The 25,145-nt window shown below is 64.1% G+C and carries 26 protein-coding genes; 10 read left to right on the top strand and 16 right to left on the bottom strand.

Annotated features, from left to right (window positions below; translation table 11 throughout):
* Positions 1–18: 18 nt before the first annotated feature.
* The 3 genes from AC1DSJ_RS24075 to AC1DSJ_RS24065 all read right to left on the bottom strand — a co-directional run bounded on the left by AC1DSJ_RS24075 (position 19) and on the right by AC1DSJ_RS24065 (position 3,413).
* Positions 19–1,521 carry a TAXI family TRAP transporter solute-binding subunit gene (locus AC1DSJ_RS24075; protein ID WP_346553299.1) on the bottom strand — a complete coding sequence of 501 codons (1,503 nt, stop codon included), beginning with the start codon at positions 1,519–1,521 and terminating at the stop codon, positions 19–21.
* 2 nt (positions 1,522–1,523) lie between these two features.
* Positions 1,524–2,741: a sodium/glutamate symporter gene (gltS, locus tag AC1DSJ_RS24070; RefSeq protein WP_054427323.1), complete on the bottom strand. Its 1,218-nt coding sequence runs from the start codon at positions 2,739–2,741 to the stop codon at positions 1,524–1,526.
* A gap of 165 nt (positions 2,742–2,906) precedes the next feature.
* Positions 2,907–3,413 (bottom strand): GNAT family N-acetyltransferase, encoded by a 507-nt coding sequence (locus AC1DSJ_RS24065; protein WP_054427324.1) that lies wholly within the window; start codon positions 3,411–3,413, stop codon positions 2,907–2,909.
* Between the two features lie 278 nt (positions 3,414–3,691).
* Here AC1DSJ_RS24065 and AC1DSJ_RS24060 point away from each other — a divergent pair, with 278 nt between their 5' ends.
* Together AC1DSJ_RS24060 and AC1DSJ_RS24055 are read left to right on the top strand one after the other, a co-directional pair.
* On the top strand, positions 3,692–4,744 hold the full coding sequence (locus AC1DSJ_RS24060; protein WP_054427325.1) for a glycosyltransferase family 2 protein: 1,053 nt from the start codon (positions 3,692–3,694) through the stop codon (positions 4,742–4,744).
* Positions 4,745–4,746: 2 nt separating this feature from the next.
* Positions 4,747–6,336 carry an ArnT family glycosyltransferase gene (locus AC1DSJ_RS24055; RefSeq protein WP_441372306.1) on the top strand — a complete coding sequence of 530 codons (1,590 nt, stop codon included), beginning with the start codon at positions 4,747–4,749 and terminating at the stop codon, positions 6,334–6,336.
* Here the strand turns inward: AC1DSJ_RS24055 and AC1DSJ_RS24050 are convergent.
* Positions 6,296–6,691 carry a GtrA family protein gene (locus AC1DSJ_RS24050; protein ID WP_441372305.1) on the bottom strand — a complete coding sequence of 132 codons (396 nt, stop codon included), beginning with the start codon at positions 6,689–6,691 and terminating at the stop codon, positions 6,296–6,298. The two genes, AC1DSJ_RS24055 and AC1DSJ_RS24050, sit on opposite strands and share 41 nt — an antisense overlap.
* A gap of 36 nt (positions 6,692–6,727) precedes the next feature.
* Between AC1DSJ_RS24050 and AC1DSJ_RS24045 the strand changes: the two genes are divergently transcribed.
* Positions 6,728–7,543 (top strand): ChbG/HpnK family deacetylase, encoded by an 816-nt coding sequence (locus AC1DSJ_RS24045; protein ID WP_175171634.1) that lies wholly within the window; start codon positions 6,728–6,730, stop codon positions 7,541–7,543.
* 101 nt (positions 7,544–7,644) lie between these two features.
* Here AC1DSJ_RS24045 and AC1DSJ_RS24040 read toward each other — a convergent pair whose 3' ends face one another.
* On the bottom strand, positions 7,645–8,508 hold the full coding sequence (locus tag AC1DSJ_RS24040; RefSeq protein ID WP_054427327.1) for a LysR family transcriptional regulator: 864 nt from the start codon (positions 8,506–8,508) through the stop codon (positions 7,645–7,647).
* Positions 8,509–8,600: 92 nt separating this feature from the next.
* Between AC1DSJ_RS24040 and AC1DSJ_RS24035 the strand changes: the two genes are divergently transcribed.
* Entirely contained in the window at positions 8,601–9,122 is a 522-nt protein-coding gene (locus AC1DSJ_RS24035) for a multidrug/biocide efflux PACE transporter (RefSeq protein ID WP_054427328.1), read from the top strand.
* Here AC1DSJ_RS24035 and AC1DSJ_RS24030 read toward each other — a convergent pair.
* The 9 genes from AC1DSJ_RS24030 to AC1DSJ_RS23990 form a co-directional block, all read right to left on the bottom strand.
* Positions 9,097–9,747, bottom strand: a complete 651-nt coding sequence (locus AC1DSJ_RS24030) for a GntR family transcriptional regulator (protein WP_441372304.1) — start codon at positions 9,745–9,747, stop codon at positions 9,097–9,099. The two genes, AC1DSJ_RS24035 and AC1DSJ_RS24030, sit on opposite strands and share 26 nt — an antisense overlap.
* Positions 9,747–10,712 (bottom strand): branched-chain amino acid ABC transporter permease, encoded by a 966-nt coding sequence (locus AC1DSJ_RS24025; protein WP_175171633.1) that lies wholly within the window; start codon positions 10,710–10,712, stop codon positions 9,747–9,749. Before AC1DSJ_RS24025 ends, AC1DSJ_RS24030 begins: the two co-directional genes overlap by 1 nt.
* A gap of 1 nt (position 10,713) precedes the next feature.
* On the bottom strand, positions 10,714–11,616 hold the full coding sequence (locus tag AC1DSJ_RS24020) for a branched-chain amino acid ABC transporter permease (protein WP_054427331.1): 903 nt from the start codon (positions 11,614–11,616) through the stop codon (positions 10,714–10,716).
* A gap of 7 nt (positions 11,617–11,623) precedes the next feature.
* Positions 11,624–12,844, bottom strand: a complete 1,221-nt coding sequence (locus AC1DSJ_RS24015) for an ABC transporter substrate-binding protein (protein WP_054427332.1) — start codon at positions 12,842–12,844, stop codon at positions 11,624–11,626.
* A gap of 58 nt (positions 12,845–12,902) precedes the next feature.
* Positions 12,903–13,628: an ABC transporter ATP-binding protein gene (locus AC1DSJ_RS24010; protein WP_054427333.1), complete on the bottom strand. Its 726-nt coding sequence runs from the start codon at positions 13,626–13,628 to the stop codon at positions 12,903–12,905.
* On the bottom strand, positions 13,621–14,376 hold the full coding sequence (locus AC1DSJ_RS24005; protein WP_054427379.1) for an ABC transporter ATP-binding protein: 756 nt from the start codon (positions 14,374–14,376) through the stop codon (positions 13,621–13,623). Before AC1DSJ_RS24005 ends, AC1DSJ_RS24010 begins: the two co-directional genes overlap by 8 nt.
* Positions 14,377–14,475: 99 nt before the next feature.
* Positions 14,476–15,387 carry a dihydrodipicolinate synthase family protein gene (locus AC1DSJ_RS24000; RefSeq protein ID WP_054427334.1) on the bottom strand — a complete coding sequence of 304 codons (912 nt, stop codon included), beginning with the start codon at positions 15,385–15,387 and terminating at the stop codon, positions 14,476–14,478.
* Between the two features lie 163 nt (positions 15,388–15,550).
* The gene (locus AC1DSJ_RS23995; protein ID WP_441372303.1) at positions 15,551–16,468 is read right to left on the bottom strand and encodes an alpha/beta hydrolase; all 918 of its coding nucleotides are present in this window, start codon (positions 16,466–16,468) and stop codon (positions 15,551–15,553) included.
* Positions 16,469–16,505: 37 nt separating this feature from the next.
* The gene (locus tag AC1DSJ_RS23990) at positions 16,506–17,393 is read right to left on the bottom strand and encodes a LysR family transcriptional regulator (protein ID WP_175171630.1); all 888 of its coding nucleotides are present in this window, start codon (positions 17,391–17,393) and stop codon (positions 16,506–16,508) included.
* 103 nt (positions 17,394–17,496) lie between these two features.
* On the opposite strand from AC1DSJ_RS23990, the gene AC1DSJ_RS23985 reads away from it, so the two are divergent.
* Together AC1DSJ_RS23985 and AC1DSJ_RS23980 are read left to right on the top strand one after the other, a co-directional pair.
* Complete coding sequence (locus AC1DSJ_RS23985) at positions 17,497–17,919, top strand: CidA/LrgA family protein (RefSeq protein WP_342067448.1); 423 nt, start codon at positions 17,497–17,499, stop codon at positions 17,917–17,919.
* Complete coding sequence (locus AC1DSJ_RS23980) at positions 17,909–18,604, top strand: LrgB family protein (RefSeq protein WP_441372301.1); 696 nt, start codon at positions 17,909–17,911, stop codon at positions 18,602–18,604. The genes AC1DSJ_RS23985 and AC1DSJ_RS23980 overlap by 11 nt, the downstream gene beginning before the upstream one ends.
* Before the next feature lie 9 nt (positions 18,605–18,613).
* On the opposite strand, the gene AC1DSJ_RS23975 is transcribed toward AC1DSJ_RS23980, so the two are convergent.
* Together AC1DSJ_RS23975 and AC1DSJ_RS23970 are read right to left on the bottom strand one after the other, a co-directional pair.
* Positions 18,614–19,258 carry a LysE family translocator gene (locus AC1DSJ_RS23975; protein WP_054427339.1) on the bottom strand — a complete coding sequence of 215 codons (645 nt, stop codon included), beginning with the start codon at positions 19,256–19,258 and terminating at the stop codon, positions 18,614–18,616.
* The gene (locus tag AC1DSJ_RS23970) at positions 19,255–20,175 is read right to left on the bottom strand and encodes a DMT family transporter (RefSeq protein ID WP_342067446.1); all 921 of its coding nucleotides are present in this window, start codon (positions 20,173–20,175) and stop codon (positions 19,255–19,257) included. The genes AC1DSJ_RS23975 and AC1DSJ_RS23970 overlap by 4 nt, the downstream gene beginning before the upstream one ends.
* A gap of 210 nt (positions 20,176–20,385) precedes the next feature.
* Here AC1DSJ_RS23970 and AC1DSJ_RS23965 point away from each other — a divergent pair, with 210 nt between their 5' ends.
* From AC1DSJ_RS23965 to fusA, 4 genes are all read left to right on the top strand, one after another.
* Positions 20,386–21,801, top strand: coding sequence for an aminotransferase-like domain-containing protein (locus tag AC1DSJ_RS23965; protein WP_156337011.1), 1,416 nt, complete (start codon positions 20,386–20,388; stop codon positions 21,799–21,801).
* 29 nt (positions 21,802–21,830) lie between these two features.
* On the top strand, positions 21,831–22,175 hold the full coding sequence (locus tag AC1DSJ_RS23960) for a protein tyrosine phosphatase family protein (RefSeq protein ID WP_054427342.1): 345 nt from the start codon (positions 21,831–21,833) through the stop codon (positions 22,173–22,175).
* Between the two features lie 99 nt (positions 22,176–22,274).
* Complete coding sequence (locus AC1DSJ_RS23955; protein WP_054427343.1) at positions 22,275–22,739, top strand: universal stress protein; 465 nt, start codon at positions 22,275–22,277, stop codon at positions 22,737–22,739.
* A gap of 288 nt (positions 22,740–23,027) precedes the next feature.
* Entirely contained in the window at positions 23,028–25,139 is a 2,112-nt protein-coding gene (fusA, locus tag AC1DSJ_RS23950) for an elongation factor G (protein WP_441372300.1), read from the top strand.
* Positions 25,140–25,145: the final 6 nt, after the last annotated feature.

Genomic DNA, 25,145 nt, shown 5'->3' with positions numbered 1-25,145 from the left:
TCATAAGCGCATCCGGCATCAACGCGGTTTGGCGTGCTCCAGCGCGGCCAAACCTTCCTCGGCGCCGTCGTGCAACGGCACGGTCAGCCCACGCCGGGCGTTGGCCACCGAGACCTGCGCGCCTTGCGTCGAGCCGGCAGCCAGCAGGTCCTGGCCGGTCTGGTAGACGGCGCGCACCACCATCAGCGCTTCGTCGCGGGTCAGGTTGGCCGTGGTCAGCAGCAGCGCCGCGGTGCCGATGGTGGGAATCGGTTCCGGTTGATTCGGATACGTGCCCGCCGCAATTTCCAGCGGCATCAGGTCGGCATCGGCCTTCGTCAGCGATTTGATGGCGGCCGGGTCCAGCGGCAGCAGCTTCAATTTCGCCTGGGTCAGCGCGTCGCGCAGGGGCGTGGCGGGTACGCCGATGACCTGCGCGGCGGCATCCACCGTGCCCGCTTGCAAGGCCGGCAGCGACGCCGCGAAGGGCGTGTCCGCGATCTTGTAGTCGCGCCCCGCTTGCAGGCCATGGGCCGCCAGCACGTTTTCCAGCGTGGCGCGCACGGCGGACCCTTCCGGCCCTAGCGCAATGGTCTTGCCCTTCAGGTCGCGGATGGTGCGCAGCGCCGGATCGTCGCGCACGACGACGTGGACAAGTTCGGGATACAGGCTGCCCAGAGCACGCAGCCCGGTGAACGGGCCTTCCGACGCGAACGGGCCACGGCCTTCGTAAGCCATGCGCGCGGTGTCGCCTTGGGCCAGCCCGACCACGGCGTCGCCGCTACGCAGCAGCGCAATGTTCTCGGCGCCGCCGCTGGTAATCAATGGCGCCACACGGATCTGATGGGTGCGCGCCACCGCGCTCAATGCGCGGGCAAAGGCCAAGTACTCGCCCCGGTCCGGTCCGCCCGCCAGCGGGTAGCCCTGTTGCAATCGGGCCAGCCGGCCATTGATACGCGCCACCGAGCGCTCCAGCTCCTGCTGCACCACGTGTTGCGCGGTGCTGGAGGCGCTGTAGGCGACCGAATGGGTGATCTGATCCAGCGTGTCCAGCAGCCGCTTGGTGACGGGCGGGGGGGCGCCAGTATCCAGCGAGGGGGCTTCGGCCGCCTTGAAGCCGGCCGGCGTCACCAGCTTCCAGTCATCGCCTTCCTGCCGGTAGATGGCGCTGGCGTGCGCGACGATACGGTCACCCGCCTGATTGCCGCCGGACTTCACGCCACTGATGCTGCGCGGGCCTGCACCCAGCAAGGTCACCAGCGACGCCGCACCCGGCTGATCCCAGGCGCCCAACGCGATATCCCGGCCCACGCCCAGCTCAACGTCGTAATAGACCACGCGGCGGGTTTCGCCAGCGGGCGCGGTGCTGTCGGACGCCGACCCCATGCGTTTGAGTTCGGTGATGCGGAACAGGCCGTCGCCGTAAGTGGAGGCAAGCACGCGCTCGACATCGGCGCGCAACGCATCCGTGTCTGGTGCGCGGCCGCAGGCGGCCAGCAGCAGGCACAGCGCAATCAGCAGATAGCGTTTGAAGTGGACCATGCTCACATCCCTCCCACGAACGGCAAGGAGATCAAGGACGTCAGCACGATCACGTTCAGGATGTCGACGAGGAATGCACCCGTGACCGGCACCACGATGAACGCTTCCGGCGCGGGACCGTGACGGCGCGTCAGCGCCTGCATGTTGGCAATCGCGGTGGCGGTTGCGCCCAGACCGAAGCCGCAGAATGCCGCCGACATGATGGCCGCTTCGTAATCGCTCTTGAGAATGCGGAACACCACCCAAGCTGCGTACAGCGCGCAGAACAAGGTCTGCACGATAAGCATCAGCGCCAGCGGACCTGCCAGGCGGGCAACGCTGGATAAGTCCAGCGTCATCATCGTCATGCCCAGGAATAGCGACAGTGAAATCGTGCCGATGATTTCGGTTGCGCGGTCATCCAGTTTCAGCCCCAGGCGCGCACCGCCATTGCGGATGATCACGCCGGTGGCCAGGCACCACAGGAAGTTCGGCAGGCTGACGGGCGCGTCTTCAACCAGCATCGCAAGATAACCGCCGAACACCAGGCACACGAATGCCGCCGTCAGCGACACGATGTACGAGCCGGCGGTGGACGGCGCGGCTTCCTCTGCCAGGGCGGCGGGGGCTTGCCCCGATTGCGCCGCCTGGGCTTGATGGTCCAGGCTGCCCGCCAGCTTGTGCCGGCGCATCAGCCATTCGGCCACCGGGCCTCCGACAACGCCGCCCAGCACCAGCCCCAGCGTGGCGGACGTCATCGCCAGCGCCATCACATCCTGAATATTGTTGAAGTCGGCAAAGCGCGTGGCATAGGCCGCACCGGTGCCGTGTCCGCCCACCAAGGTGATCGTGCCCCCCAGCAAGCCCATGAGCGGATGCATGTCCAGCAGCCAGGCCATGCCCAGACCCACGGCATTCTGCAAGACAAGGAAGGGAATCAGCGCCAGCAGGAATGCGATCAGGCGCGGGCCGCCTTTGGCAAGCAGCTTCAGGTTGGCGGTAAGCCCGATGCTGCCGAAGAACAGTAGCAGCAGCGTGGGCCGGATGCTGGTCTCCAGCGAGACCGAGACGCCGCCCCAGTTCGACAGCAGATACGCAATGACGGCGAATAGCAGGCCGCCCACGATGGGGTCGGGAATGCTGTAGCGGGCCAGGATACCGATCTTGGTGGTCAGCACGCGTCCAACGACGAGTACCAGGCAGCAAGCCAGCAGGGATTGAACGGGCGAAAGCGAAATCATATGGGCCTTCGCGCCCCAGACAGGGCGCCGCAATTCAGACTATCGGAACCGTTGCCGCCACATCATTCGAAATGTGCGCCTATCTTACGGCCACGCAGGCCGCAATGTATAGGGACGGGGCAACGCGCGTGCTCCCGCGTGGCGGGAGCCGCGTAATTGAAGGGGTTAAAGCGGAATGGCCCGGGCCATGTAGCGGGCCTGCGGACCGTAGCCCGCCAGCTTGTCGGCCAGCTCGGCGGCCAAGCGCTCGCCCTGTTCTGCGACCGGGTGGTAACCCTGGCGCAGCCAATAGCTCACGGCGGATTCCAGCGACACGAGGCTCGCGCGACGCAAGCCGTGATCCATCGCTGCCGACGCCGCGGTCCGCAGTAACGCCTGGCCCACGCCCAGGCCTTGCGCCGCAGGCACCACGGCGCAGTCATGCAGGAACCAGTGGTCGGCCTGCGCGGGCAACGTGGTCAGCGCCACGTCCAAGGCGGGCGGCAGCCCGGCATCCCAGGGGTAGGAAATCAGATAACCCAGCAGGGTGTCGTCGTCCTGCGTTCTGGCCACCCAGCAATACGCAGGCGCCAGCGCCAGGCGGTTCAGGAAGAAGGCCGCGCTTTCCAGCAGAAAGTCGGGGTAGGCCAGGGTCTGGGCATCCAAAATGCCGTCCACGTCGCTGGCCAGCATAGGGCGGACTCGGTATTGCATGACAACCTGTGAAAACAAAATCTGGGCGCATTTTACCGATGTCGGCGTTTGGGGCAGGGCGCCACTTTACGCAGCTTCACAAATCGGGGACACAGATTTACGCGATGTTTACGCGGCTTCATCGTTTTCAGCGTGCCGCTGCCTAGAATTCTCTTGCGGCATCGTGCGTGCAAGCGTGTGCCGCATTTCATGAAAATTCGACGAGGCGCTGCGCATACTGCTCGGCATAGCGTCCTGTATTTCGATCAAAGCGTCTTATGCACATCCAATTCCGGTCCGACCCGATTCCTCAGCAAGTGCTGACCAAAGCGTATCCCCTGGAGTCGCTCTGGTCATCTCGCGTTGCGGCCGTGCCGTATGACACCTGCGTGACGTGCGTCATTCCCTGCCTGAACGAGGCCGAGAACCTGCGCGTCTTGCTGCCCTTGTTGCGCGTGCGTCTATCGGCGCTGTGCACGGGCTGGGAAATCATCGTTGCCGATGATGGCAGCACTGACGGCACCGAGGCGCTGATGGCGGAATGGACGCAGCACGAGGGTTTTCGCTACGTGCAGCTGTCGCGTAATTTCGGCAAGGAAGCGGCGCTTAGCGCTGGCCTGGAAGCGGCCACCGGCAACGCCGTGATCTGCCTGGACGCCGATTTGCAGCATCCTCCCGCCCTGATCGAACAAATGCTTGCCCGCTGGGCCGCCGGCGCCGAGATGGTGTATGCCGTGCGCGAAACCCGTGAAGATGAGTCGTGGTTGAAGCGTTCTGGCGCCCGTTGGTTTTACAAGCTGCTGAGCAGCGCGCGTGGCGTCGATGTGCCCGCGCATGCTGGTGATTTCCGCCTGATGGACCGCAAGGTGGTGGACGCACTGATCGCGTTGCCCGAACGCACTCGTTTCATGAAAGGCCTGTACGCATGGGTGGGCTTCAAAGGTGAAGCACTGCCCTATACCCCCGACGAACGCATGCACGGCAATAGCCGCTTCAGCGGGATGCGATTGTTCCGCCTGGCTCTGGACGGGCTGACGGCATTCACGACGTGGCCTCTGCGTCTGGTCAGCCTGGTGGGCGTGGCCTTTGCATTGGTGGCGATGTCGTACGCGGCCTATCTGGTGGGTGACTACCTGATGTCGGGCAACCCCGTTTCCGGCTGGACGACTATCGTCACCGCGGTGTTGTTCTTTGCGGGCGTGAACCTGATCTCGCTGGGCGTGGTGGGTGAATACGTTGCCCGTATCTTTGATGAAGTGAAGGGCCGGCCGTTGTACGTCGTGCGCCGCCGTCAAGGCAAGGCGTCGAACGCGGACTCGGCTACAGGCTGAGCATGGCCGTCGGCCCCGTGTCCGTGGCGCGCTTCGAATGGACCCCGCCCGCGGGCCGATTCCTGCTTGTCGTTGGCGTGTGGCTGGCATTGCTGGCTTGGATTCGGCCGTTGACGCTGCCTGACGAAGGCCGTTACGCAGGCGTGGCGTGGGACATGCTTCGCAGCGGTTCGCACGCCGTGCCGTTGCTGGACGGCATGCCTTACTTTCACAAACCCCCGCTCTATTACTGGCTGACAGAACTGTCGTTCACGGTATTCGGCGCGCATCCCTGGGTGGCGCGGCTGCCGTCATGGCTGGCCGCCTGGGCGTCATCGGCGGCGCTGTACGCCTTTGTGCGCCGCTATCGCAATCACGCGGCGGCCACGCTGACCGTTCTGATCCTGTGCACGATTCCGTTCTTCTATGGCGGCGCGCAGTTTGCAAATCTGGACATGCTGGTCGCCGGCATGATCACGCTGTGCGTGCTGGCCGCGGTGGACACCATTCTGCGGCAAGAGCGCGGGCAGCCCTATCGCGTCATGTCGTTGGCCGCCGCCGCGCTGGCCGCGTTGGCGGTGTTGGCCAAGGGCTTGATCGGATTGGTGTTGCCCGGCGTCATCCTGTTGATCTGGATGGCATGGCGCCGCCGTTGGGCAGGTCTGGCAGCGGTGATGTGGCCGCCAGCGCTGTTGCTCTTCGCCATCGTGGCGGTGCCGTGGTTCGTGCTGATGCAGCTGCGCTTTCCGGGCTTCTACCATTACTTTTTCGTCTATCAGCATTTTCAGCGCTTTGCGGCAAGCGGCTTCAACAATGCGCAGCCGTTCTGGTTCTACTTGCCGGTCGTGGCGGGCTTGAGCCTGCCGTGGTCGCTGTGGGGCGGCGGCATCATGCGCAAGGTGTTTTGGCAGGACGATGCCACGCGAGACTTGCGCCGTTTGGCGTTGGTCTGGTTTGCGGTGGTGATCGCATTTTTTTCCGTGCCGCAATCCAAGCTTGTCGGCTATGTGCTGCCGGCCTTGGCGCCGCTGGCGTTTTTGCTGGCCGAAGTCATCCTGGGCGCATGGCGCGAGGAAGGCGGCGACGCCACCGCGCCGCGTCTGATCAAACTTAGCGCGGGCGTCGCGGCTGCGATCTGCGTCGTCGCCGTCGGGGTGGCCGCCCACAATGCGCGAGGCAGCGCCGGGCCCCTGGCCACGGTAGTGCGTGAGCACGCCCGCCCGGACGATACCTTTGTCGCCCTGCATACCTATCCCTTCGACCTGGCGCTCTACGCCCAAGCGCCGCGCCCGACGTGGGTGGTGGACGACTGGCTGGATCAGGACGTGCCGGTGCGCGATAACTGGCGCAAGGAACTCTACGATGCCGCAACGTTTGATCCCGCGCTGGGCAAGGAGCTGCTGGTCAGCTCCGCGGAATTCAGCTCGCGGCTCTGCGCCGCACCGGACGGCGCGCGCTATTGGGTCTGGGGCAGCCGATCTGACGGCCCCGTTTACGCGCCATTGCGGGGGCTGGACCCAATAGCAAGCGGTGTGAAGACCGTGATGTGGCGCGTGGACATTGACGACGCGTTCAGACAGCGGGCTTGTGGCGGAACGCCCAAAGCCGGCTAGCGATGAAGGTCGCAAACGCCAGCCCGATCAGAATCAGGGCCAGCAACAGGTCGTACGGAATGGCGGTGGTATGCAGCAACAGCGCGTAGGCGGATTCATTGATGGCGAAGCCCACGGCTGAAATCAGAAAGAAACGACGGACGGCTATCGTCCAGGGTGTTTGAGAATGTCTGAAGGTAAGCCGGTAGTGTCCGGCAAAAGAAACGACGAAGGCGATCAGCCAGCCGACCAGGTTGGCCGCCAGTGGTGGAAGGCCAAGCAGTTCGACACAGCCCACGGCAACGGCCCAGTGGGTGGCGGCGGCGGCGCAACCCACTGCGATGAAAAGGCTGATCTGCTGAAGAAAGGCGCGCATGGGTGCCGTGGTGAAATGGGAATGCGAGGTGCAGCGATGAGCAAACGTATCGTGGTCTGCGGTGACGATTTTGGCATGAATGCCGATATCGATGAAGGCATGATCGCGCTGGCCGGCATGGGCCGTATCAGCGCGGTAAGCGGCTTGTCGTTGGGCCCCACATTTGCGCAGAATGCGGGCCGTCTGGCGGCGCAAAATGTGGACATTGGCCTGCACGTGAATTTCTCGGAAAACCTCAGCGCCGATGCTGCGCCGATGCCGTCGCTGCGCAAGCTGATCTTCAGCGCCTATGCCGGCCGGCTTGATCCGGCGTGGATCGATGCGCAGCTGAATCTTCAGTTTGACGCCTTCGAAGCGGCGTTTGGCCGCGCGCCCGATTACGTGGATGGCCACCAACACGTGCATCAATTGCCCGGCATCCGTGAACAGGTGCTGGCGCAATTGAAGCGCCGCTATGGCGACGCCATGCCGTGGTTGCGCCAGACCGCGCCGGGCGCACTTTGCGGTATCCCCCTGAAAGAATCGATCAAGGCGCGCATCATCGGCGCCTTGGGTTCAGGCGCGTTGGCCCGCCAGGCGCAACAGGATGGGTTGCGCACCAATCGCCGGCTGCTGGGCGTGTATGGATTCGAAGGCGGCAAGCGGCGCTACGCTGACCTGTTGCAGAACTGGCTGTTCAACGCGCGCGACGGGGACTTGTTGATGTGCCACCCCGCCATGGATTGCAAGGACGGCAGCCCCATGTCGCGCCAGCGCCGCGCCGAGTTCGACGTGCTGGCCAGCCCCAAGCTGGGTGAGTGGATAAGCGCCAACGGCGTGCGCATCTCGCGCTTGCCGGCCACGGCGCGTTGATATCGTGCGTTGGTACGGGGCGTTGATACGGGGCGTTGATACGGCGCCTTGATATGGCGCCTTGATACGGCGCGGTGATACGGGGGCGTGCCGTTTAATGTCTAACCGCGAGCCAGGCTTTCCAGCAGCCACGCGCCTGCAGGGCCCAGCGCGCGGCGCGTGGACCACACGGCGTCTACGCGGATGTGGCGAGGCCAGCCCGGCACCGTCAGTTCGACCAATTGGTCGCGCCCGAAACGTTGGATCATCCAACGCGGCAATTCCGTCCAGCCAAATCCCAGGCTGGCCATTTCCAGCAGCATCAGATAACCCGGCGCCGACCACGTTGCGTGCGGCGGCGCGGTGTCTTTGTCGTTGAGTTCAAAAGTGCTCAGGCGCAATTCGCGTTCGGTTCGCAGCTCATCGGTGGTGACGCACGGGCGGCCCGCCAGCGGATGGCTGCGCCCCACGCACAACACAATTTCCGACCGCTCGGCCAGCGTCGCGTATCCCACATCCGGCGGGTAGGTGTCTTGCGCGGCCATCAGGCCCAGATGCGCGCGGCCTTGCTGCACCAGCGCCACCACGTCTTCGTATTCGGCGATCAGGCATTCGAAGCGCAGCGCGGGGTAGCGCTGGTCGATCTGGCTGAGCATGTTCTCAAACGTTTTTGACTGGAAGGTGTCCGACAGCACCACGGTCAGGCGGGGCTCCAGCCCTTCAGCCAACTGGTTGGCGCTGCGGTTGAAGCGGTCGTTGGCCGCCAGCACCTGCAATGCCTGACCCAGCAACACCTGGCCGGCTTCGGTCAATGACGGCTGGCGCTGGCTGCGATCAAACAGCGCCACGTTCAGGTCCACTTCCAGATTGGCGATGGTTTCGCTGATGGTGGACTGGCTTTTACCCAGCTTGCGGGCGGCAGCTGAAAACGAGCCTTCAGAGGCCACTTGGGCGAAGGCCGCCAAGGATTCAAGCGAGTGGCGCATTGGTATCGGTTTTTCCGATGGATAGTATCTTTATCGTACCGGAAATATCGACGAAAATCGCTCCCACTTTATTGAAACGACCTCGGTGGGTCATGACGCAAGCCAAGAAAACCCTGAAAGAACGCTTTTTCCACGCATTTTTGTTTGAAATTCTCGCCATCGGTCTGTGCGCGCCTGCCGCAGCCTGGGCCATGGGCAAATCCCTGTTTGAAATGGGCGTCCTCACGGCCGTCATCGCCTGGATCGCGCTCGTCTGGAACATGATCTACAACGCCGGCTTCGACCGCGTTGAAAACCGGTTCGGCTTCAAGCGCACGATGCGCGTGCGCGTCGTTCACGCCTTCGGCTTTGAACTTGGCCTGATCCTGATCGTGATTCCGCTGGCGGCGTGGTGGCTCAGCATCAGCCTGTGGGAAGCCTTTGTGCTGGACATTGCGCTGGTGCTGTTCTATCTGCCCTACGCCTTCCTGTACAACCTGGCCTACGACCGTTCGCGCCCTCGCGTGATGGCGTGGCTGAAGCGGGGCCGCGCGGACGCCGTTGCGCCTGCGGCTGCCACCCTTGGCACGCCAGAGGTCGCACCGGCCGCTACGCGTCAATCACCTTGCGCGTAAACATCTCCAGGTAGTCCATTAACGAATCCGCGCCCTTGATGGCCGCGGATTCGTTGCCTGTGGCGATGCCCTGCGCCATCAGCATGTGGCGGCGGGCGCCTTCGGCAATATCGCCCTCGTGCTGGTAGGCGTACCAAAAGCGCCGGCACTGAATGATCAACGGTTCCACCGCGTTCACGGCGGACACATTGCGGCTGGCTTCATGGCAGACGTAGTCGAGCAACTGGTCGGCATGCATGTAGTCGTCCAGGTTGCCGCCTTCGGAAGCCCGGATCATCTGCGCCGCGCAATCCACGATCTGGGTGCGTTGCGGGGGCGTGGCGCGGCGCGCGGCGCTGGCGGCAATCAACTGCTCCAGCGCGCGGCGGGTCTGGATCAAGTCCATGTGGTCCGCCAGCTGGATCATCGATACGCGCAGGCCGCGCCGGGGTTCCTGGCGGATCAAGCCGGCCGCGACCATGCGCAGCAGCGCCTCCCGCAGGGGCGTGCGCCCCAGGCCGGTTTTCTCCACCAGATCCGCTTCCACGACCGCACTGCCAGGCTGCAATTGCAACGTGGCGATCATGCTTTCGATCTGGTCGTACGCGACATCCGCGGCGCGTCGTTTGGGTTCTGCTCCTGCCATCAATTATTGTTTTCCTTCGTTTTGCGCCACTGCGTGTAGGCCAGCCATTCGCCGACGAACCCGCGTCGGAAGAACGACACGCACAACACGAATATCAGCCCGATGACGATGGTGACGACATCGCCCAGGGTGGCAAGGTAGTTCTGCAAGCTGACGACCAGCGTCGCGCCGACCACCGGGCCCCACACGGTGCCGATGCCGCCCAACAGGGTCATCAGCAGCACTTCGGTGGAGGTAGCAAGGGACACATCATTCAGCGCTACCAGTTGCAGCACCAGCGCCTTCAGCGAGCCGGCCAGACCGGCGACCGAGGCCGACAGCACAAAGGCCAGCAGCTTGCACCGATCCGTATCGTAACCTAGCGAAATCGCGCGCGGCGCGTTGTCCCGGATGGTCTTGAGCACCTGGCCGAACGGCGAATGAATCACCCGGTAGACGAACAGAAAGCCCAGCACGAAGACGCCCAGCGCGAAGTAATACATGTTGGTGTCGATGCTCAGGTCCACCAGCCCCAGGAACTTGCCGCGCGGAATGCCCTGCATGCCGTCTTCACCGCGCGTCCAGCCCACCTGCACCGCCATGAAGTACGCCACCTGCGACAGCGCCAGCGTGATCATCGCGAAATAGATGCCCGTGCGCCGGATGGCCAGCCAGCCGATGGCATAGCCAATGGCGGCCGCCATCGCCACGCCGCAGAGGATGGCGATCTCGGGCGGCAGGCCGCGCGCGCCGAACAAGATCATCATTTCGCCCGCGGCGTAGCCTGCCCAGCCGAAAAACGCCGCGTGGCCGAACGACACCAGGCCGGTGAAGCCCGTGAGCAGGTTGAAGGCCAGCGCAAACAACGCGAAGCACAGCACCTTCATGACAAACACGGGGTAGATGATCTGGGGAAAGAACGGCACCAGCAGGGCAGGCACCAGCAGCAAGGCCAGGATGCGGATGGAAAATGGAATGCGCGACACCTTATTTCTCCTTGCCGAACAGGCCCGCGGGGCGCATCAGCAGCACAACGGCCATCACGATGAACACGACAACGGTGGACGCTTCCGGGTAGAACACCTTGGTCAGCCCTTCCAACAGGCCCAGCGCCAGACCCGTGACGATGGCGCCCATGATGGAACCCAGTCCGCCAATCACCACCACCGCGAACACGATGTTCAACAGGTTCGACCCCATCAGCGGGTTGATCTGCATGACGGGCGCGGCCAACACGCCCGCCACGCCCGCCAGCGCCACGCCGAAGCCATAGGTCAGCGTGATCATCACCGGCACGTTCACGCCAAACGCCTGCAGCAGCTTGGGGTTTTCAGTGCCTGCGCGCAGCATCGCGCCCAGCCGGGTGCGCTCGAACAGATACCAGGTGGCGATGCATAGCGTCAGCGACGCCACCACCACGAAGCCCCGATACGCGGGCAGGAACATGAAGCCCAGATCGAAACCCCCTTGCAGGATCTCGGGCGGCTCGTACCCCACGCCGGATATGCCGTAGAAGTAGCGAAAGCCGCCTTCCATCATCAGTGCAATGCCGAAGGTCAGCAGCAGCCCGTACAGGTGGTCCAGGTGATAGAGCCGTTTGAGCAGCGTCTTTTCGATCACGACGCCCACCGCGCCCACGACCAGCGGCGCAAGAATCAGCGCCGCCCAGAAGTTGATCTGCACGCCGGGGCCCAACAGTTGCGGCAACTGCGTGAAGCCGATCCACGCCAGGAACGCCGCCATCATGAACTGCGCACCGTGCGTGAAGTTGACGATGTTGAGCAGGCCGAAAATGATGGCCAGGCCCATGCTTAGGATGGCGTAGAAGCAGCCGTTGATCAGCCCCACCAACAGTTGGGCCAGCAGCGCGGGAAGCGAGATGTCGAACATGATGGGCTTACGACTTGTTCAGCGGGCAGGCGGCCTGGGGCTTGGGGAATACCTCGTCGCCCTTGAGCACGGATTTCACGTTGTAGTAGTCCCACGGGGCCTTGGATTCGGCGGGCGTCTTCACCTGCAACAGCAGCATGTCGTGCACCAGCGCGCCGTCGGCGCGCAGTTTTCCGTTGCGGATCACGGCGTCGTTGATGGTCATTTCGCGCAGCTTGGCCATCACGGCGGGCGCGTCGTCAGTGCCGGCCGCTTCAATCGCCTTCAGGTAGGACAGCGTGGCCGAATACACACCGGCTTGCGAGGCCGTTGGCATCTTCTTGGCTTTTTCGAAGAACTTCTTGGCCCAGGCGCGCGAGGCGTCGTCGTAGTCCCAGTAGAACGCTTCGGTCAGGTACATGCCCTGCGCTTTGGGCAGGCCCATGCTGTGCACGTCCGAGATATAGGTCAACAGCGGCGCGACGATCTGCTTCTTGTTGATGCCGAACTCGTTGGCTTGCTTCACGGCGTTGACGGTGTCGTTGCCGGCGTTGGCCAGCGCAATCACGTCCGCCTTCGAGGCCTGCGCCTTCAGCAGGAACGACGAGAAATCGTTGCCCGGGAACGGGTGGCGCGACACGCCCACCACGGTGCCGCCATTTTCCTGGATGACTTCGGTGGCGTCCTTTTCCAGCGAGTGGCCAAAGGTGTAGTCAGCGGTGATGAAGTACCAGGTCTTCTTGCCTTCCTTCACCAGTGCGCGCGCCGTGCCGGCTGCCAGCGCATAGGTGTTGGTCGTCCATTGCGCATTCAACGGCGAACATTTTTCGCCCAGGATCGCGGTGGACAAGCCTGCCGACGGCATCGTCACGCGGTTTTTCTGCTTGGCAATTTCCATCACGGCCAGCGCGGTGGACGCAGTGGGGAAGTCGGTGATCATGTCGACCTTGCCCTGGTCGAACCATTCACGCGCCAGGTTGGCGGCGACGTCGGGCTTGTTCTGGTGGTCGGCGGCAATCACTTCAACCGGCTTGCCCAGCACCTTGTTGCCCATCTCTTCGGCGGCCAGGCGCGCGGCTATCACCGAGCCGTTGCCGGCCAGGTCGGAATACACGCCGGACAGGTCGGTCAGCACGCCGACCTTGACGACGTCGTCGCTGATCTTGGCTTGCGCGTGCGCGGCGCCCGCAGGCACCGCGCCGGTGAAGCCCAGGACGAACAACGCTGCTGCGATTCGATTCAATTTCATCTGACTACGCTCCGTGGAGGAATGGGGGACTGCGGTCGGAAGGAGTACGGCGGAAATCTCAAATACCGAGCAAGGCGTTCAGCTTGTCTTGCGATTGCTGGACCTCGGCGCGGTCGATCACGGCTACCACCTGGCCGTGCTCAATGACGTAATGGCGGTCGGCCAGGTGCTGGGCGAAGCGGAAATTCTGTTCGACCAGCACGGTGGTGTAGCCGCGCTCTTTCAGTTGCCGGATCACGCGGCCCAGCGATTGCACGATGACGGGCGCCAGGCCTTCGGTGATTTCATCCAGCAACAGCAAGCGGGCGCCGGTGCGCAGGATGCGCGCCATCGCCAGCATCTGCTGTTCGCCGCCTGATAGCCGCGTGCCGGGGCTGTGCGCACGCTCTTTCAGGTTGGGGAACATCGTGTAGATCTCTTCCACCGACATGCCGCCTGGCCCCACCGAGGGCAGCAGCATGAGGTTTTCCTCCGCGGTCAGCGACGCGTAGATGCCGCGCTCTTCCGGGCAATAACCGATGCCCCGGCGCGCGATCTTGTGAGTGGGCATGCCCACCGTTTCCTGTCCTTCGACCTTGATGGAGCCGCTGCGGCGGCCGACGAGGCCAAGGATGGATTTCAATGTTGAGCTGCGGCCCGCGCCGTTGCGCCCCAGCAGCGTGACGCATTCGCCGGGCTTCACGTCCAGATCGATGCCGTGCAGGATGTGCGATTCGCCATACCAGGCGTGCAGGTTGCGAATTTCAAGCATGTTGCCGGACGCGCCGGCCAGGGCTTCATTCATCGTCGGCTCCCATGTAGGCTTCACGCACGGCCGGGTTCTCGGACACGGTCGCGTAGGGGCCTTCGGCCAGGATCTCGCCTCGCTGCAAGACGGTGATGGTGTCGGAGATGTCCGCCACCACTTTCATGTTGTGTTCCACCATCAGGATGGTGCGCCCCGCCGACACCTGCTTGATCAGATGTTTGACGCGGTCCACGTCCTCGTGGCCCATGCCCTGCGTGGGTTCGTCCAGCAGCAGCAGCTCGGGCTCCAGCGCCAGCGTGGTGGCGATTTCCAAGGTGCGTTTGCGGCCATAGGGCAGGTCACCCGCCGCCACGTCCAGATGCGTGCGCAGGCCCACCTGGTCCAGCAATTCCTCAACGCGGTGATGCAGGCTTTCCAGCGTGCTTTCGGATCGCCAGAAGCAATAGTCCACGCCCAGTTTGCGCTGCAAGGCCACACGCACGTTTTCGCGCACGGACAGCTGAGGGAACACCGCCGAAATCTGGAACGAGCGCACGATGCCGCGGCGCGCGGTTTGCGCGGGGCGCTCCTGCGTGATGTCCACGCCGTCGTACAGGATTTCGCCGCGCGTCGGAATGTGGAACTTGGTCAGCAGATTGAAGAACGTCGTCTTGCCGGCGCCATTGGGGCCGATCAGCGCATGGATGGCGCCGCGCCGCACGCTCAGGTCGACGTTGTTGACCGCCACGAATCCGCGGAATTCCTTGGTCAGGCCACGTGTCTGAAGGATGATGTCGCTTTGCATGGTGTCCGATAGGCGTGCGTGGGACAGGGCCTGGCGCGCGGCGGCTAAGCCGCGCGCCAACGCGTTCGTGCTGCGGTTGGCTCAGCCGGAGCCGGCCGCTTACGTCGATTGGTATTGCTTGGGGCGCTTGGCGATGGCGGCCTGGATGATGGCGGTGCAACGCTCGCGTTCGGCGCCGACCAGCGGCAGACGCGGACGGCGCACGTGTTCGTTGCCCACACCGGCCAGCGTTTCGGCCAGCTTGATGTTCTGCACCAGCTTGGTGGAAACATCCAGGTGCAAGAGCGGCGTGAACCACTGATACAGCGCCAGCGCCTCTTGCCACTTGCCGGCTTTCATCAGGTCATACAGCGCCACGGTTTCACGCGGGAAAGCGGTGACAAGGCCTGCCAGCAGGCCGTCTGCGCCCAACGCCAGCGCTTCGAACGACAGGTCGTCCACACCGATGAACAGCTGATAGCGGGTGCCCAGCGCATTGCGCAGATCGGTCACGCGGCGGATGTCGTCGCTGCTTTCCTTGATGGCGACAAGCCACGGGCAGTCGGCCAGTTCGACCATGTGCTCGGGCTTCAGGTCCACGCGGTAAGCGACCGGGTTGTTGTAGATCATGCAGGGCTTTTGCGCCGCTTCCGCCATGGTGCGGATGCTTTGCATGGCTTCACGCGCGTCGGCCACGTAGATCAGCGATGGCATCAGCATGAAGCCGTCCACGCCCAGCTCGACCGCGCCCTTGATGAAGCGCAGCGCTTCGCGGGTGCTGGTTTCGGACACGTTGGCCAGCACGGGAATACGGCCGGCGCTGACTTCGATGGCGCAGCGCGTGACCTCGAGCTTTTCTTCCAACGTCAGGGTGCTGGCTTCGCCCAGCGAGCCGCAGGTGACAAAGCCGTGAACGCCGTTGTCGATCAGGAAGGCGAAGTGCTTGCGCATCGCTTCGAAGTCGAGGGTTTCGTCGGCATGGAACTTACTGGTAACGGCAGGAAATACGCCCTGCCAACGCACGTTACTCAACTGGCTTCTCCTGAAGATGCCGTCGCTGCCAAAGCGGCGCGGCGAGCAGGAGCAAAGTCTAATATTCGTTAAATATATTTAGTAGATATTTTTATATAGGAGTTTCCCGAGAACGGGTTTTCCCGGCGGTCAGAACAAGCAGGGGGAGAAGGCCGCGTCAGCGTCAGCCGGACTTGCGTTTGTAGGCGCGTGAGGCGTCTTGCATGAAGGCCTTCACGGCGGCGTCGTATTGCGGCCCGCTGCGGAAAGCGCCCGAGTGCGACGCGCCTTCGATCTTCACCAGCCGCTTCAGATCCGGCGCCACGTTGCGAGCGGCAGCGAAGAGTTCGTCGCTCATGGTGTGCGGCACGACGCGGTCAGCGGTGCCGTGCATGAACAACATGGGCGTGTGCATCTGGGCCAGCTTGTCGACGGACGCAAACGGCTGCGTTACCAACAGGCTGGCGCCCGGCACCTTGCCCCAGCGCAGGGTGCCGAGCATGGCGCCGATGCTGGTGAAGCTGGATTCCACGATCAAACCCGCGAATTCCGGCTGTTCGGGCCGGGCGGCCAGATCGATGGCGATCGCCCCGCCCAGGCTGTGGCCGTAGACGAAGCGGCGTGCCGGGTCGGGTTGCAGGCGGGCCAGCTCCTTCAGCCCAGCCATCGCGTCTTCCAACGCACTTTCTTCCGACGGCAGGCGCGGGGTGGATGCGCCAAAGCCGCGGTAATCGATGGCCAGCACCGAATAACCCATGCGGGTCCAGCCGTCGATGCGGAAGGCGCTGCCGTTCAGGTTCCAGCGCGCGCCATGCAGGTACAGCACCGTGGGTGCGTCGGCCTTGGGGCTTTGCCAGTACCAGGCGCGCACCTTATCGCCGTTGGCTAGCGCCAGATCGTAGACCTCGGTGCCGGCGGAGGGTTCGCGCCACCAGGTTTGGGGTTCGGATTGGGGCGAAAAGATGGTCTGGCGTTGCCAGGAGTCCAGGTGCGAGCAGCCGACGACGCTGGCGGCGGTGACGACGGCTACGGCAACGAGCCGGCGGATGGGGAGACGCCGGGCGGAAAGGCTGCGGGGGGAAGGGCGGGGCAGGGCGGGCATGAAAAATATGACCCGATCGGGCCGGCTGGGTTCCGCATCAGAATACTCCGGGATGCACCTCGCGCGTCAATGCCAGCCACGCCTGCGCCGCGTGCGACAGATAGCCGCCGCGCCGCCAGACCAGCACCATTTCCCAGTCCGTGCCCGGGTCGCGCAGGGGCACGCGGCACACGCCTGCGTGCAGTTCTTCTCGAGCCGTGATGCGCGGCAGGAACGCCACGCCCAAGCCGGCCGCCACCAGCGCCACGATGAAATCGATCTGGCCGCTGCGCGCGGCGATGGTGGGCGCAAAGCCCGCACGCTGGCAGGCTTCATGGATGATGCGGTTCAGCGCAAAGCCTGATTCGAACAGGATGAACGGCGATTCACGCAGCTCATGCAGGCCGACAGATGCCGCGTGCGCGTGCGGATGGTCGGCGGGCATCAGCGCCACCAGCGGTTCGCGCGCCACCGGCTGCCAGTCCACATGATCCGGCACGGGTTTCAACGAGGCCGCCAATTCGATCTCACCCGCCATCACCATTTCTTCCAGCCGGCGGCTGCCGTGTTCCACCAGGCTGATTTCGATGTGCGGATACCGGCTGCGGAATCGCGCAAACATCGGCGCGAAAAGCGAACTGCTGCCAAGCGGCGGCAGCCCCAGCCGCAGCACACCACGTTTCAGGCCCTTGAGTTCGTCCAGCTCGGCGTACAGATCATCGCGTTCGGCCAGCATCGTCAGCGCCCGCCGGTACACAATTTCGCCCGCTTCGGTCAGCCGCAGGGGCTGTGCGTGGCGATCCAGGAGCGGCATGCCCAGCTCGTCTTCAAGCTGGCGCACCGCCTTGCTGACGGTGGGCTGCGTGGCGTAGATCACTTTGGCTGCCTGGGAAAAGCCGCCCTGGCGGACCACTTCCACCAGGGCGCGCAAGGGGCGCAGGTCCATGGCTATGCCTATCTGGAATGGGGAGTATTCATCGAATTCATTTTATCTATGGGCAGGGCGGGCGTAAAACATCAGCTTGCCGCTGGTACCTGTCTGCCCCTCCATGTCTCGCCCTCGCCCTCGTCGCCTCCTTACTCCCGTCCGCATGCTGCGCGTTGCCCTGCGCCGCAGCCGCGTGCTGCAAATTGCGCTGATCGTCGTGTTTTCTTTGCTGGGCCAGGCCGTGGCCGACGCGCTGGGTTTGCCCGTTCCGGGCGGCGTCATCGGCATGGCGCTGGTGCTGTTGCTGCTGGCCACTCGCCGGCTGCGCGTGCGCAACGTCCATCGCGGCGCGAGCTGGCTGCTGGGCGAGATGCTGCTGTTCTTTGTGCCAGCCGTGATGTCGCTGTTGGACCACCGCGAATTTCTGGGGGTGCTGGGGCTGAAGCTGCTGGCCGTCATTCTGCTTGGTACCGCCTTGGTCATGACCGGCACGGCGTTGACGATCGACCTTTGCTATCGCTGGATGAACCGCCGTGCCGTTTGAATTCAACCTGGTGTTCTGGCCGCTGGCGACGGTGCTGGCCTACGTGTGCGCGCGCCTGTTTTATCGCCGCTATGCGTACTGGTGGACGTCGACGCTGGTCGCAGCGCCGGCCTTGCTGCTGGGCTTGGCGATTGCGCTGCACACCGGATACCGCGACTACATGTCTGGCTCGCATTGGTTGATGGCCATGCTGGGGCCCGTGATCGTGGCGTTTGCGCTGCCGCTGTACGAGCAGCGCGCGCTGATTCGGCGCTACTGGCCGGTGCTGGTGGCGGGCGTGGCGGTGGGTAGTTTGATTGCGGGTGTCAGCGCCTGGGTGCTGGGCAGCTTGCTGGATTTGCCGCCCGGCTTGCGCCTGAGCTTATTGCCGCGTTCAGTCGCCACGCCGTTCGCGCTGGCGGTGTCGTCCCATGTGGGCGGCGTGCCCGACCTGACCGCCGTGTTCGTGATCGTGACGGGTGTGTTCGGCGCGGCCATCGGCCAGTTGATGCGGCGCTGGTTGCCGCTGCGTTCGGCGCTGGCGCGCGGCGCCTTGTTTGGCATGGGCGCACACGGCGCCGGCACAGCAAAGGCCCGCGAACTCGCGGCCGACGAGGGCGCGGTGGCGGGCCTGGTGATGGTGATGGCGGGGCTGTTCAACGTCCTGGTGACGCCCGCCGTCGTCGTGGGATTGTTGGCCGCCTGACGCTGGCGATCAATGCACCAAGTCCAGCGCCACCGGATACAACGACGCCACCAATAGCAAGGCCATGCCCACATTGAAGGCCCGAATCGCCCAGGGCTTGTGCAGCACGCGGCGCAGCGCGGTGCCGAACGTCACCCACACGCCAATGCTGGGCAGGTTGACCACGCCGCAGACAATCGTGGCGATGACCAGGTTGGCGAAGAAGCCGTTTTGCGGCGTGTAGGTGGCCACCACCCCCACCGCCATCACCCACGCTTTCGGATTGACCCATTGAAAGGCCGCCGCTTGCAGGAACGTGAACGGTTTGCCACGCGCTTCGCCATCTTCCAGGCCGCCGGAGTTGGCGATCTTCCAGGCCAGATACAGCAGGTAGGCGGCGCCGGCGTATTTCAGAATGGTGTAGAGCTGCGGCACTTGCTGGAATACCGAGCCCAGCCCGATGCCCACCAAAAAAATCATCAGCGTAAAGCCCAGGTTCACGCCCAGCAGGTGCGGCATGCTGCGGCGAAAGCCGAAGTTCAGGCCAGAGGACGCCAGCATCACATTGTTGGGTCCCGGCGTAATCGAGCTGACCAGCGCGAACAGGGCCAGCGGGCCCAGCAGCGAGGCGGAAGCCAGGGGCACGTCGGCCCAGTTGGTCGGGAACAGATTCATTTTTTGGTCCTTACGATGGCACGGCGTCCGCCGGCAATAACGGCGATCACGGCGACGGCGAACACGAAGGTTGCCGGCTGAACGGATTCGCCAAATAACAATGCGGCCGCCACGACGGTCAGGAAAGGCTGCAACAACTGCACCTGCCCCACCCGGGCGATTCCGCCCACGGCCAGGCCGCGATACCAGGCAAAAAAGCCCAGAAACATGGAGCCGAACGCCAGGTAGGCGCAGGCTGAAACGACTGCGGCGCTGGGCCAGTGGGCGTGCGCGGCCATCCAGCCGACGGGCGCCACAACGACCGGGGCACTGATCGCCAGCGCCCAGCAAATGGTGCGCGAACCGCCCAGCGTGCGTGCGGCGCGTGCGCCTTCCGCATAGCCCATGCCGCCCAACACTACCGCCACCAGCAGCCAGAGATAGCCGGTGGTCAAGACGCCGTCGCCTTGCCGCAGCGCGTAGGCCGTCACCAGCGCGGCGCCGGCCACGGCCCACCCCCAGAATACGGCGGACGGCCGTTCACCGCTACGCAGCGCGGCGAACGCGGCCGTCGATAGCGGCAGCAGCCCGTTGAACACGGCGCCGTTGGCAGACGGCACGGTCTGCATGGCCAGTGACGACGCCAGCGGCCAGCCCACCACGATGCCCAGCGCAGCCAGGATCACGCCAGGCCACTCTGTGCGCGTCGGCAGCCGGCTGCGCGTGATCCACAGCAACGCCACTGCGGGCACCGCAGCCACCAACGCGCGTCCCAGGCCCACCAGCAATGGGGCCAGTTCAGCCACGGCCAGGCGCGTCATGGGCAGCGTCAGCGAAAAGACCAGCACCCCTAGAAAACCATAGCCATAGCCTTCCCATACGGACGGCGGCGTGGCCGGTGCGGTCTGGGCCGAAGGGTAAAGTGATGAGCGCGTCATGATGGCTGCGAAAGAAAGAGTCGGGGCGGAAGAATCTGCTATTGCGGGCTTGCCGTATTGCTGTCACTCTACGCATAGTTATCGGTACAGTACCGATACACTTCTACATGTCACTTTAATCACTGGCCTGGTCCATTCCCCATGACAGTTGCTCCTTCCCCTGGGTCTACTCCCGCCCCGTCCCCCGCAGCGTCCTTGCCCTGGATGCCCGTGCGCCAAGCCGACGCCTCGCTTGTCAGCCAATTGGCCGACGGCCTGGCGCGCCGCATCGACGAACAAGGGTTGCGGCCCGGCACCCGCCTGCCGTCCATTCGCAAAATGGCCGAACAGTCTGGCGTCAGCCGCTTCACGGTGGTTGAGGCGTATGACCGGCTGGTGGCCCGGGGACTGGTGCAGTCCCGCCGCGGGGCAGGCTTTTTCGTCCGCGCGCGCAGCGGGCCGCTGGCGGCGGTGGCGACGGCCCCGTCGTCCCCCTTGTCGCCCACCGCGCGCGTAGACATCGCCTGGCTGCTGCGCAGCATGTTCCGCGAAACCACCGGCCCGGGCATGCCCGGTGGTGCGGGCTTGCTGCCGGCCGATTGGCTGGACCCCGACATGGTGGCCGCTGCCGTGCGCGCCGTGGGGCGCTCGGTGCGGGCGAACCTGGTCAGCTATGGCCATCCCCAAGGCTTTGCGCCGCTGCGCCAGCAGATCGCCGCGTCCTTGCAGAACGACGGTGTGCCGGCCCACCCCGAACTGAATCTGTTGACCACCAACGGCGTCACCCACGGCCTGGACCTGATCGCCCGCCACTTGGTGAAGCCCGGCGACACGGTGTTGGTGGAAGACCCGGCGTGGTTCGTTATCTTTGGTCGGCTGGCGGCATTTGGCGCGCGCCTGATCGGCGTGCCGCGTGGGCCGGATGGCCCCGACATCGCCCTGTTGGAACAGTTGGCGGCCCAGCACAAGCCCAAGCTTTTCATCATCAACAGCGCCGTGCATAACCCCACGGGCCATACGCTGTCGGCGGGTGTCGCCTACGACATCCTGCGCATCGCCGAGCGCCACGATTTCATGGTGGTCGAAGACGACACCTATGGTGAACTGCACCCCGGCGGCGCCATGAAGCTGGCGGTGCTGGACCGGCTGAACCGCGTCATCCTGGTCAGCGGCTATTCCAAGATGCTGGCCGCGAGCCTGCGTGTGGGCTATGTGGCCGCCAACCCCGAGATCCTGCAAAAGCTGGCCGACCTGAAAATGCTGGCGGGCCTGACCTCGCCCGAACTGGGCGAACGCGTTGTCCACCGGGTGCTGATGGAAGGGCAGTACCGCCGCCATATCGAACGCGTCCGGACGCGGGTGGACGCCGCGCGGGAGCGATGCCTGAAAGGGCTGCTGAAGCTGGGCCTGACCGTGCCGCACGAGCCGAATGCGGGCATGTTCGTCTGGGCCGATTGTGGCCGCGACACCGAAGTGCTGGCGCGCGTAGCGGCCGACCAGGGGGTGCTGCTGGCCCCGGGCACCTTGTTTTCACCGTCGCAGGCGCCGTCGACGATGCTGCGCTTTTCGGTTTCCATTGCTGATGACCGCGGAATCTGGACCCAATTGGAAAAACTCTTCGCGCAAAACGGCTCCTACAATCAATAATACGCAGCTGAATATTTGAAGGAACCGCCATGTCCGCACCGATCAAACCCCTGACCGAAAACTTCGCCGTCGCGCCGCAACTGGGCCCTGACGACATGGCCGATGTGGCCGCCGCCGGCTACAAGAGCGTCATCATCAACCGCCCCGACTTCGAAGGCGGCCCCGACCAGCCCACCGCCGCCGACGTATCCAAGGCCGCCGAAGCCGCTGGCCTGAAGATTGAATACCAGCCCGTGGTGGGCAGCGCCATGACCGTTTCGGACGTGGTGCGCTTCGCCGAACTGCTGAAGACCCTGCCGGGCCCCGTGCTGGCCTATTGCCGCACCGGCACCCGCTGCACCAATTTGTTCGCCGCCGCCCAGCAATTGGGCTGACGCGGCGTTTGACGCGCATCAAGCCCGCAGGGTTCGCTTGATGTGAACCTGACGGCTTTCCAGTAGCATAAAGATTCCTCTCAAACAGGAGCAGGCAAGATGTTCAAGAAGATCCTGATTCCCACCGACGGTTCGCCGCTGTCGGCACAAGCCGCCAACGCGGGCATTTCCTTTGCACGCTCGGTTGGCGCCGAAGTCGTCGCCCTCTACGTGACGCAACCCTTTGCGGCCACGATCGGTTTTGACGGCATGGCTGCCGCCTACGCCATCACCGACGAAGACTACGAAAAGGCATCGGCCGAACAAGCCGACAAGTACCTGAAACAGATTACCGACCGCGCCGACACCGGCGGAGTCAAATCCGAAGCGCGCGCCGTGTCCAACTTCAACGTGGCCGACGGTATCGTGCAAGCCGCCGCCGATTCCGGTTGCGACCTGATCTTCATCGGCAGCCACGGCCGCAGCGGCCTGTCGCGTCTGCTGCTGGGCAGCGTCACCGCCAAGGTGCTGTCGCTGGCCACCACCGCCGTGCTGGTGTATCGCGTGAAGGAAGAAAAGAAGTAAGCGTGCGGCCGCAGGCCAACGCAACAGCCCCTCTTCGGAGGGGCTTTTTTTATGCCGCGCGCCGGGCAGGGCATACCCCGGTATGACCTGGGCAAACCAATGACGCGCAGGTTCCCTCGTCAAAGGTAGTGGCAAAGCTTGTATCTTGACGCGCGGCGCGTAATATTTACGCATCAGTGCGGGCGCAGTGACGCTTCACCCCATCACGACACGCGGCATGGCGCCCGCCGCGGCAACGCCCGGTCGGGCTTGCCGTTTTGCATAGTGGTTCCCTGCAAGGAAGAGGCCATGACCCGCAAGACGCGTATCGAGCTTTACCGCAATATTGGCATCAGCGCCCATATCGACGCGGGCAAAACGACGACCACCGAGCGCATCCTCTTCTACACCGGTATCACCCACAAAATCGGCGAAGTCCATGACGGCGCCGCCGTGATGGACTGGATGGAGCAAGAGCAGGAACGCGGCATCACCATCACGTCGGCCGCCACCACCGCCTTCTGGAAAGGCATGGCGGGCAACTACCCCGAACACCGCATCAACATCATCGACACGCCGGGCCACGTGGACTTCACCATTGAAGTCGAACGGTCCATGCGCGTGCTGGATGGCGCTGTCATGGTGTACGACGCGGTGGGCGGCGTGCAGCCGCAGTCTGAAACCGTCTGGCGGCAGGCCAACAAATACAAGGTGCCGCGTCTGGCCTTCGTGAACAAGATGGACCGTGTCGGCGCTGATTTCTTGCGCGTGCAGCGCCAGATCGCCGAACGCTTGAAGGGCGACGCCGTGCCGATCCAGTTGCCTGTCGGCGCCGAAGATCATTTCGAAGGCGTGATCGACCTGGTCAAGATGAAGGCCATTCTGTGGGACGACGCCAGCCAGGGCGTGAAGTTCACGTATGTGGACATCCCTGAAAAATTGCAGGCCGAGGCGCAGAAATGGCACGACAAGATGGTCGAGAAAGCGGCCGAAGCCAACGAGACGCTGCTTGAAAAATACCTGTCTGGCGAAACCCTGACGGAAGACGAGATCAAGCTGGGGTTGCGCACGCGCACCATCGCCAACGAGATCGTGCCCATGCTGTGCGGCAGCGCGTTCAAGAACAAGGGCGTGCAGGCGATGCTGGACGCCGTCATTGATTACATGCCGTCGCCGGTGGACGTGCCGGCCATCAACGGCCACGACGAACGTGACCGCGAAATCGAGCGCCATCCCACCGACAGCGAACCGTTCTCGGCGCTGGCCTTCAAGATCATGACGGACCCGTTTGTCGGGCAGCTGGTGTTCTTCCGCGTGTACTCCGGCGTGGTGAAATCCGGCGACCCGGTCTACAACCCGATCAAGGGCAAGAAGGAACGGCTGGGCCGCATCCTGCAGATGCACGCCAACGAACGGCGCGAAATTACCGAGGTGTATGCGGGTGATATCGCGGCGGCCGTCGGCATCAAGGACGTCACCACCGGCGACACGCTATCTGACCCGGCGCACATCATCATTCTTGAGCGCATGGTCTTCCCCGAACCCGTGATCTCGCAGGCGGTGGAACCCAAGACCAAGGCCGACCAGGAAAAGATGGGTATCGCCTTGAACCGGCTGGCGCAGGAAGACCCGTCATTCCGCGTGCGTACCGACGAGGAATCGGGCCAGACCATCATCTCGGGCATGGGCGAGCTGCACCTGGAAATTCTGGTTGACCGCATGAAGCGCGAGTTCAACGTCGAAGCCACGGTGGGCAAGCCGCAGGTGGCGTATCGCGAAACCATCCGCAAGGCCTGCAACGAGGTCGAAGGCAAGTTCGTCAAGCAGTCGGGCGGGCGCGGCCAGTACGGCCACGTGGTGCTCAAGCTTGAGCCGCAAGAGCCGGGCAAGGGCTACGAGTTTGTTGACGCCATCAAGGGCGGCGTGGTGCCGCGCGAGTTCATTCCGGCGGTCGACAAGGGCATCCGCGAATCGCTGAACAATGGCGTGCTGGCGGGCTATCCGGTGGTGGATATCAAGGCGACCTTGTTCTTCGGTTCGTACCACGACGTGGACTCCAACGAAAACGCTTTCAAGATGGCGGGCTCGATGGCGTTCAAGGAAGGGATGCGGCGCGCGGACCCGGTGCTGCTTGAGCCGATGATGCAGGTTGAGGTGGAAACGCCGGAAGACTTCACCGGCAACGTCATGGGCGACTTGTCGTCACGGCGCGGCATGGTGCAGGGCATGGAAGACATCGCGGGCGGGGGCGGCAAGGTGGTACGCGCCGAAGTGCCGCTGGCCGAGATGTTCGGCTATTCGACATCGCTGCGGTCGCTGACCCAAGGGCGCGCGACCTACACGATGGAGTTCAAGCACTACGCCGAAGCGCCGCGACAAGTGGCGCAGGAAGTGATCGCGGCCCAAGGCTCGGGCCGCTGATCGGGC

The sequence above is a fragment of the Achromobacter sp. 01N37 genome, assembly GCF_056399725.1.
This window is presented reverse-complemented; position numbering and strand designations above follow the sequence as displayed.

Bases quoted from the DNA above. Each gene is read 5' to 3' on its own strand.
- fusA (WP_441372300.1), top strand. From the start codon at position 23,028: ATGACCCGCAAGACGCGTATCGAGCTTTACCGCAATATTGGCATCAGC.
- AC1DSJ_RS24040 (WP_054427327.1), bottom strand. From the start codon at position 8,508: ATGCGCCACTCGCTTGAATCCTTGGCGGCCTTCGCCCAAGTGGCCTCT.
- AC1DSJ_RS24045 (WP_175171634.1), top strand. From the start codon at position 6,728: ATGAGCAAACGTATCGTGGTCTGCGGTGACGATTTTGGCATGAATGCC.
- AC1DSJ_RS24010 (WP_054427333.1), bottom strand. From the start codon at position 13,628: ATGAATGAAGCCCTGGCCGGCGCGTCCGGCAACATGCTTGAAATTCGC.
- AC1DSJ_RS24075 (WP_346553299.1), bottom strand. From the start codon at position 1,521: ATGGTCCACTTCAAACGCTATCTGCTGATTGCGCTGTGCCTGCTGCTG.
- AC1DSJ_RS24065 (WP_054427324.1), bottom strand. From the start codon at position 3,413: ATGCTGGCCAGCGACGTGGACGGCATTTTGGATGCCCAGACCCTGGCC.
- AC1DSJ_RS23975 (WP_054427339.1), bottom strand. From the start codon at position 19,258: ATGAATCTGTTCCCGACCAACTGGGCCGACGTGCCCCTGGCTTCCGCC.
- AC1DSJ_RS23985 (WP_342067448.1), top strand. From the start codon at position 17,497: ATGTCTCGCCCTCGCCCTCGTCGCCTCCTTACTCCCGTCCGCATGCTG.
- AC1DSJ_RS24055 (WP_441372306.1), top strand. From the start codon at position 4,747: ATGGCCGTCGGCCCCGTGTCCGTGGCGCGCTTCGAATGGACCCCGCCC.
- AC1DSJ_RS24035 (WP_054427328.1), top strand. From the start codon at position 8,601: ATGACGCAAGCCAAGAAAACCCTGAAAGAACGCTTTTTCCACGCATTT.
- AC1DSJ_RS23970 (WP_342067446.1), bottom strand. From the start codon at position 20,175: ATGACGCGCTCATCACTTTACCCTTCGGCCCAGACCGCACCGGCCACG.
- AC1DSJ_RS24060 (WP_054427325.1), top strand. From the start codon at position 3,692: ATGCACATCCAATTCCGGTCCGACCCGATTCCTCAGCAAGTGCTGACC.
- AC1DSJ_RS24005 (WP_054427379.1), bottom strand. From the start codon at position 14,376: ATGCAAAGCGACATCATCCTTCAGACACGTGGCCTGACCAAGGAATTC.
- gltS (WP_054427323.1), bottom strand. From the start codon at position 2,741: ATGATTTCGCTTTCGCCCGTTCAATCCCTGCTGGCTTGCTGCCTGGTA.
- AC1DSJ_RS24020 (WP_054427331.1), bottom strand. From the start codon at position 11,616: ATGTTCGACATCTCGCTTCCCGCGCTGCTGGCCCAACTGTTGGTGGGG.
- AC1DSJ_RS23955 (WP_054427343.1), top strand. From the start codon at position 22,275: ATGTTCAAGAAGATCCTGATTCCCACCGACGGTTCGCCGCTGTCGGCA.
- AC1DSJ_RS24030 (WP_441372304.1), bottom strand. From the start codon at position 9,747: ATGGCAGGAGCAGAACCCAAACGACGCGCCGCGGATGTCGCGTACGAC.
- AC1DSJ_RS24015 (WP_054427332.1), bottom strand. From the start codon at position 12,844: ATGAAATTGAATCGAATCGCAGCAGCGTTGTTCGTCCTGGGCTTCACC.
- AC1DSJ_RS24050 (WP_441372305.1), bottom strand. From the start codon at position 6,691: ATGCGCGCCTTTCTTCAGCAGATCAGCCTTTTCATCGCAGTGGGTTGC.
- AC1DSJ_RS23960 (WP_054427342.1), top strand. From the start codon at position 21,831: ATGTCCGCACCGATCAAACCCCTGACCGAAAACTTCGCCGTCGCGCCG.
- AC1DSJ_RS23990 (WP_175171630.1), bottom strand. From the start codon at position 17,393: ATGGACCTGCGCCCCTTGCGCGCCCTGGTGGAAGTGGTCCGCCAGGGC.
- AC1DSJ_RS23995 (WP_441372303.1), bottom strand. From the start codon at position 16,468: ATGCCCGCCCTGCCCCGCCCTTCCCCCCGCAGCCTTTCCGCCCGGCGT.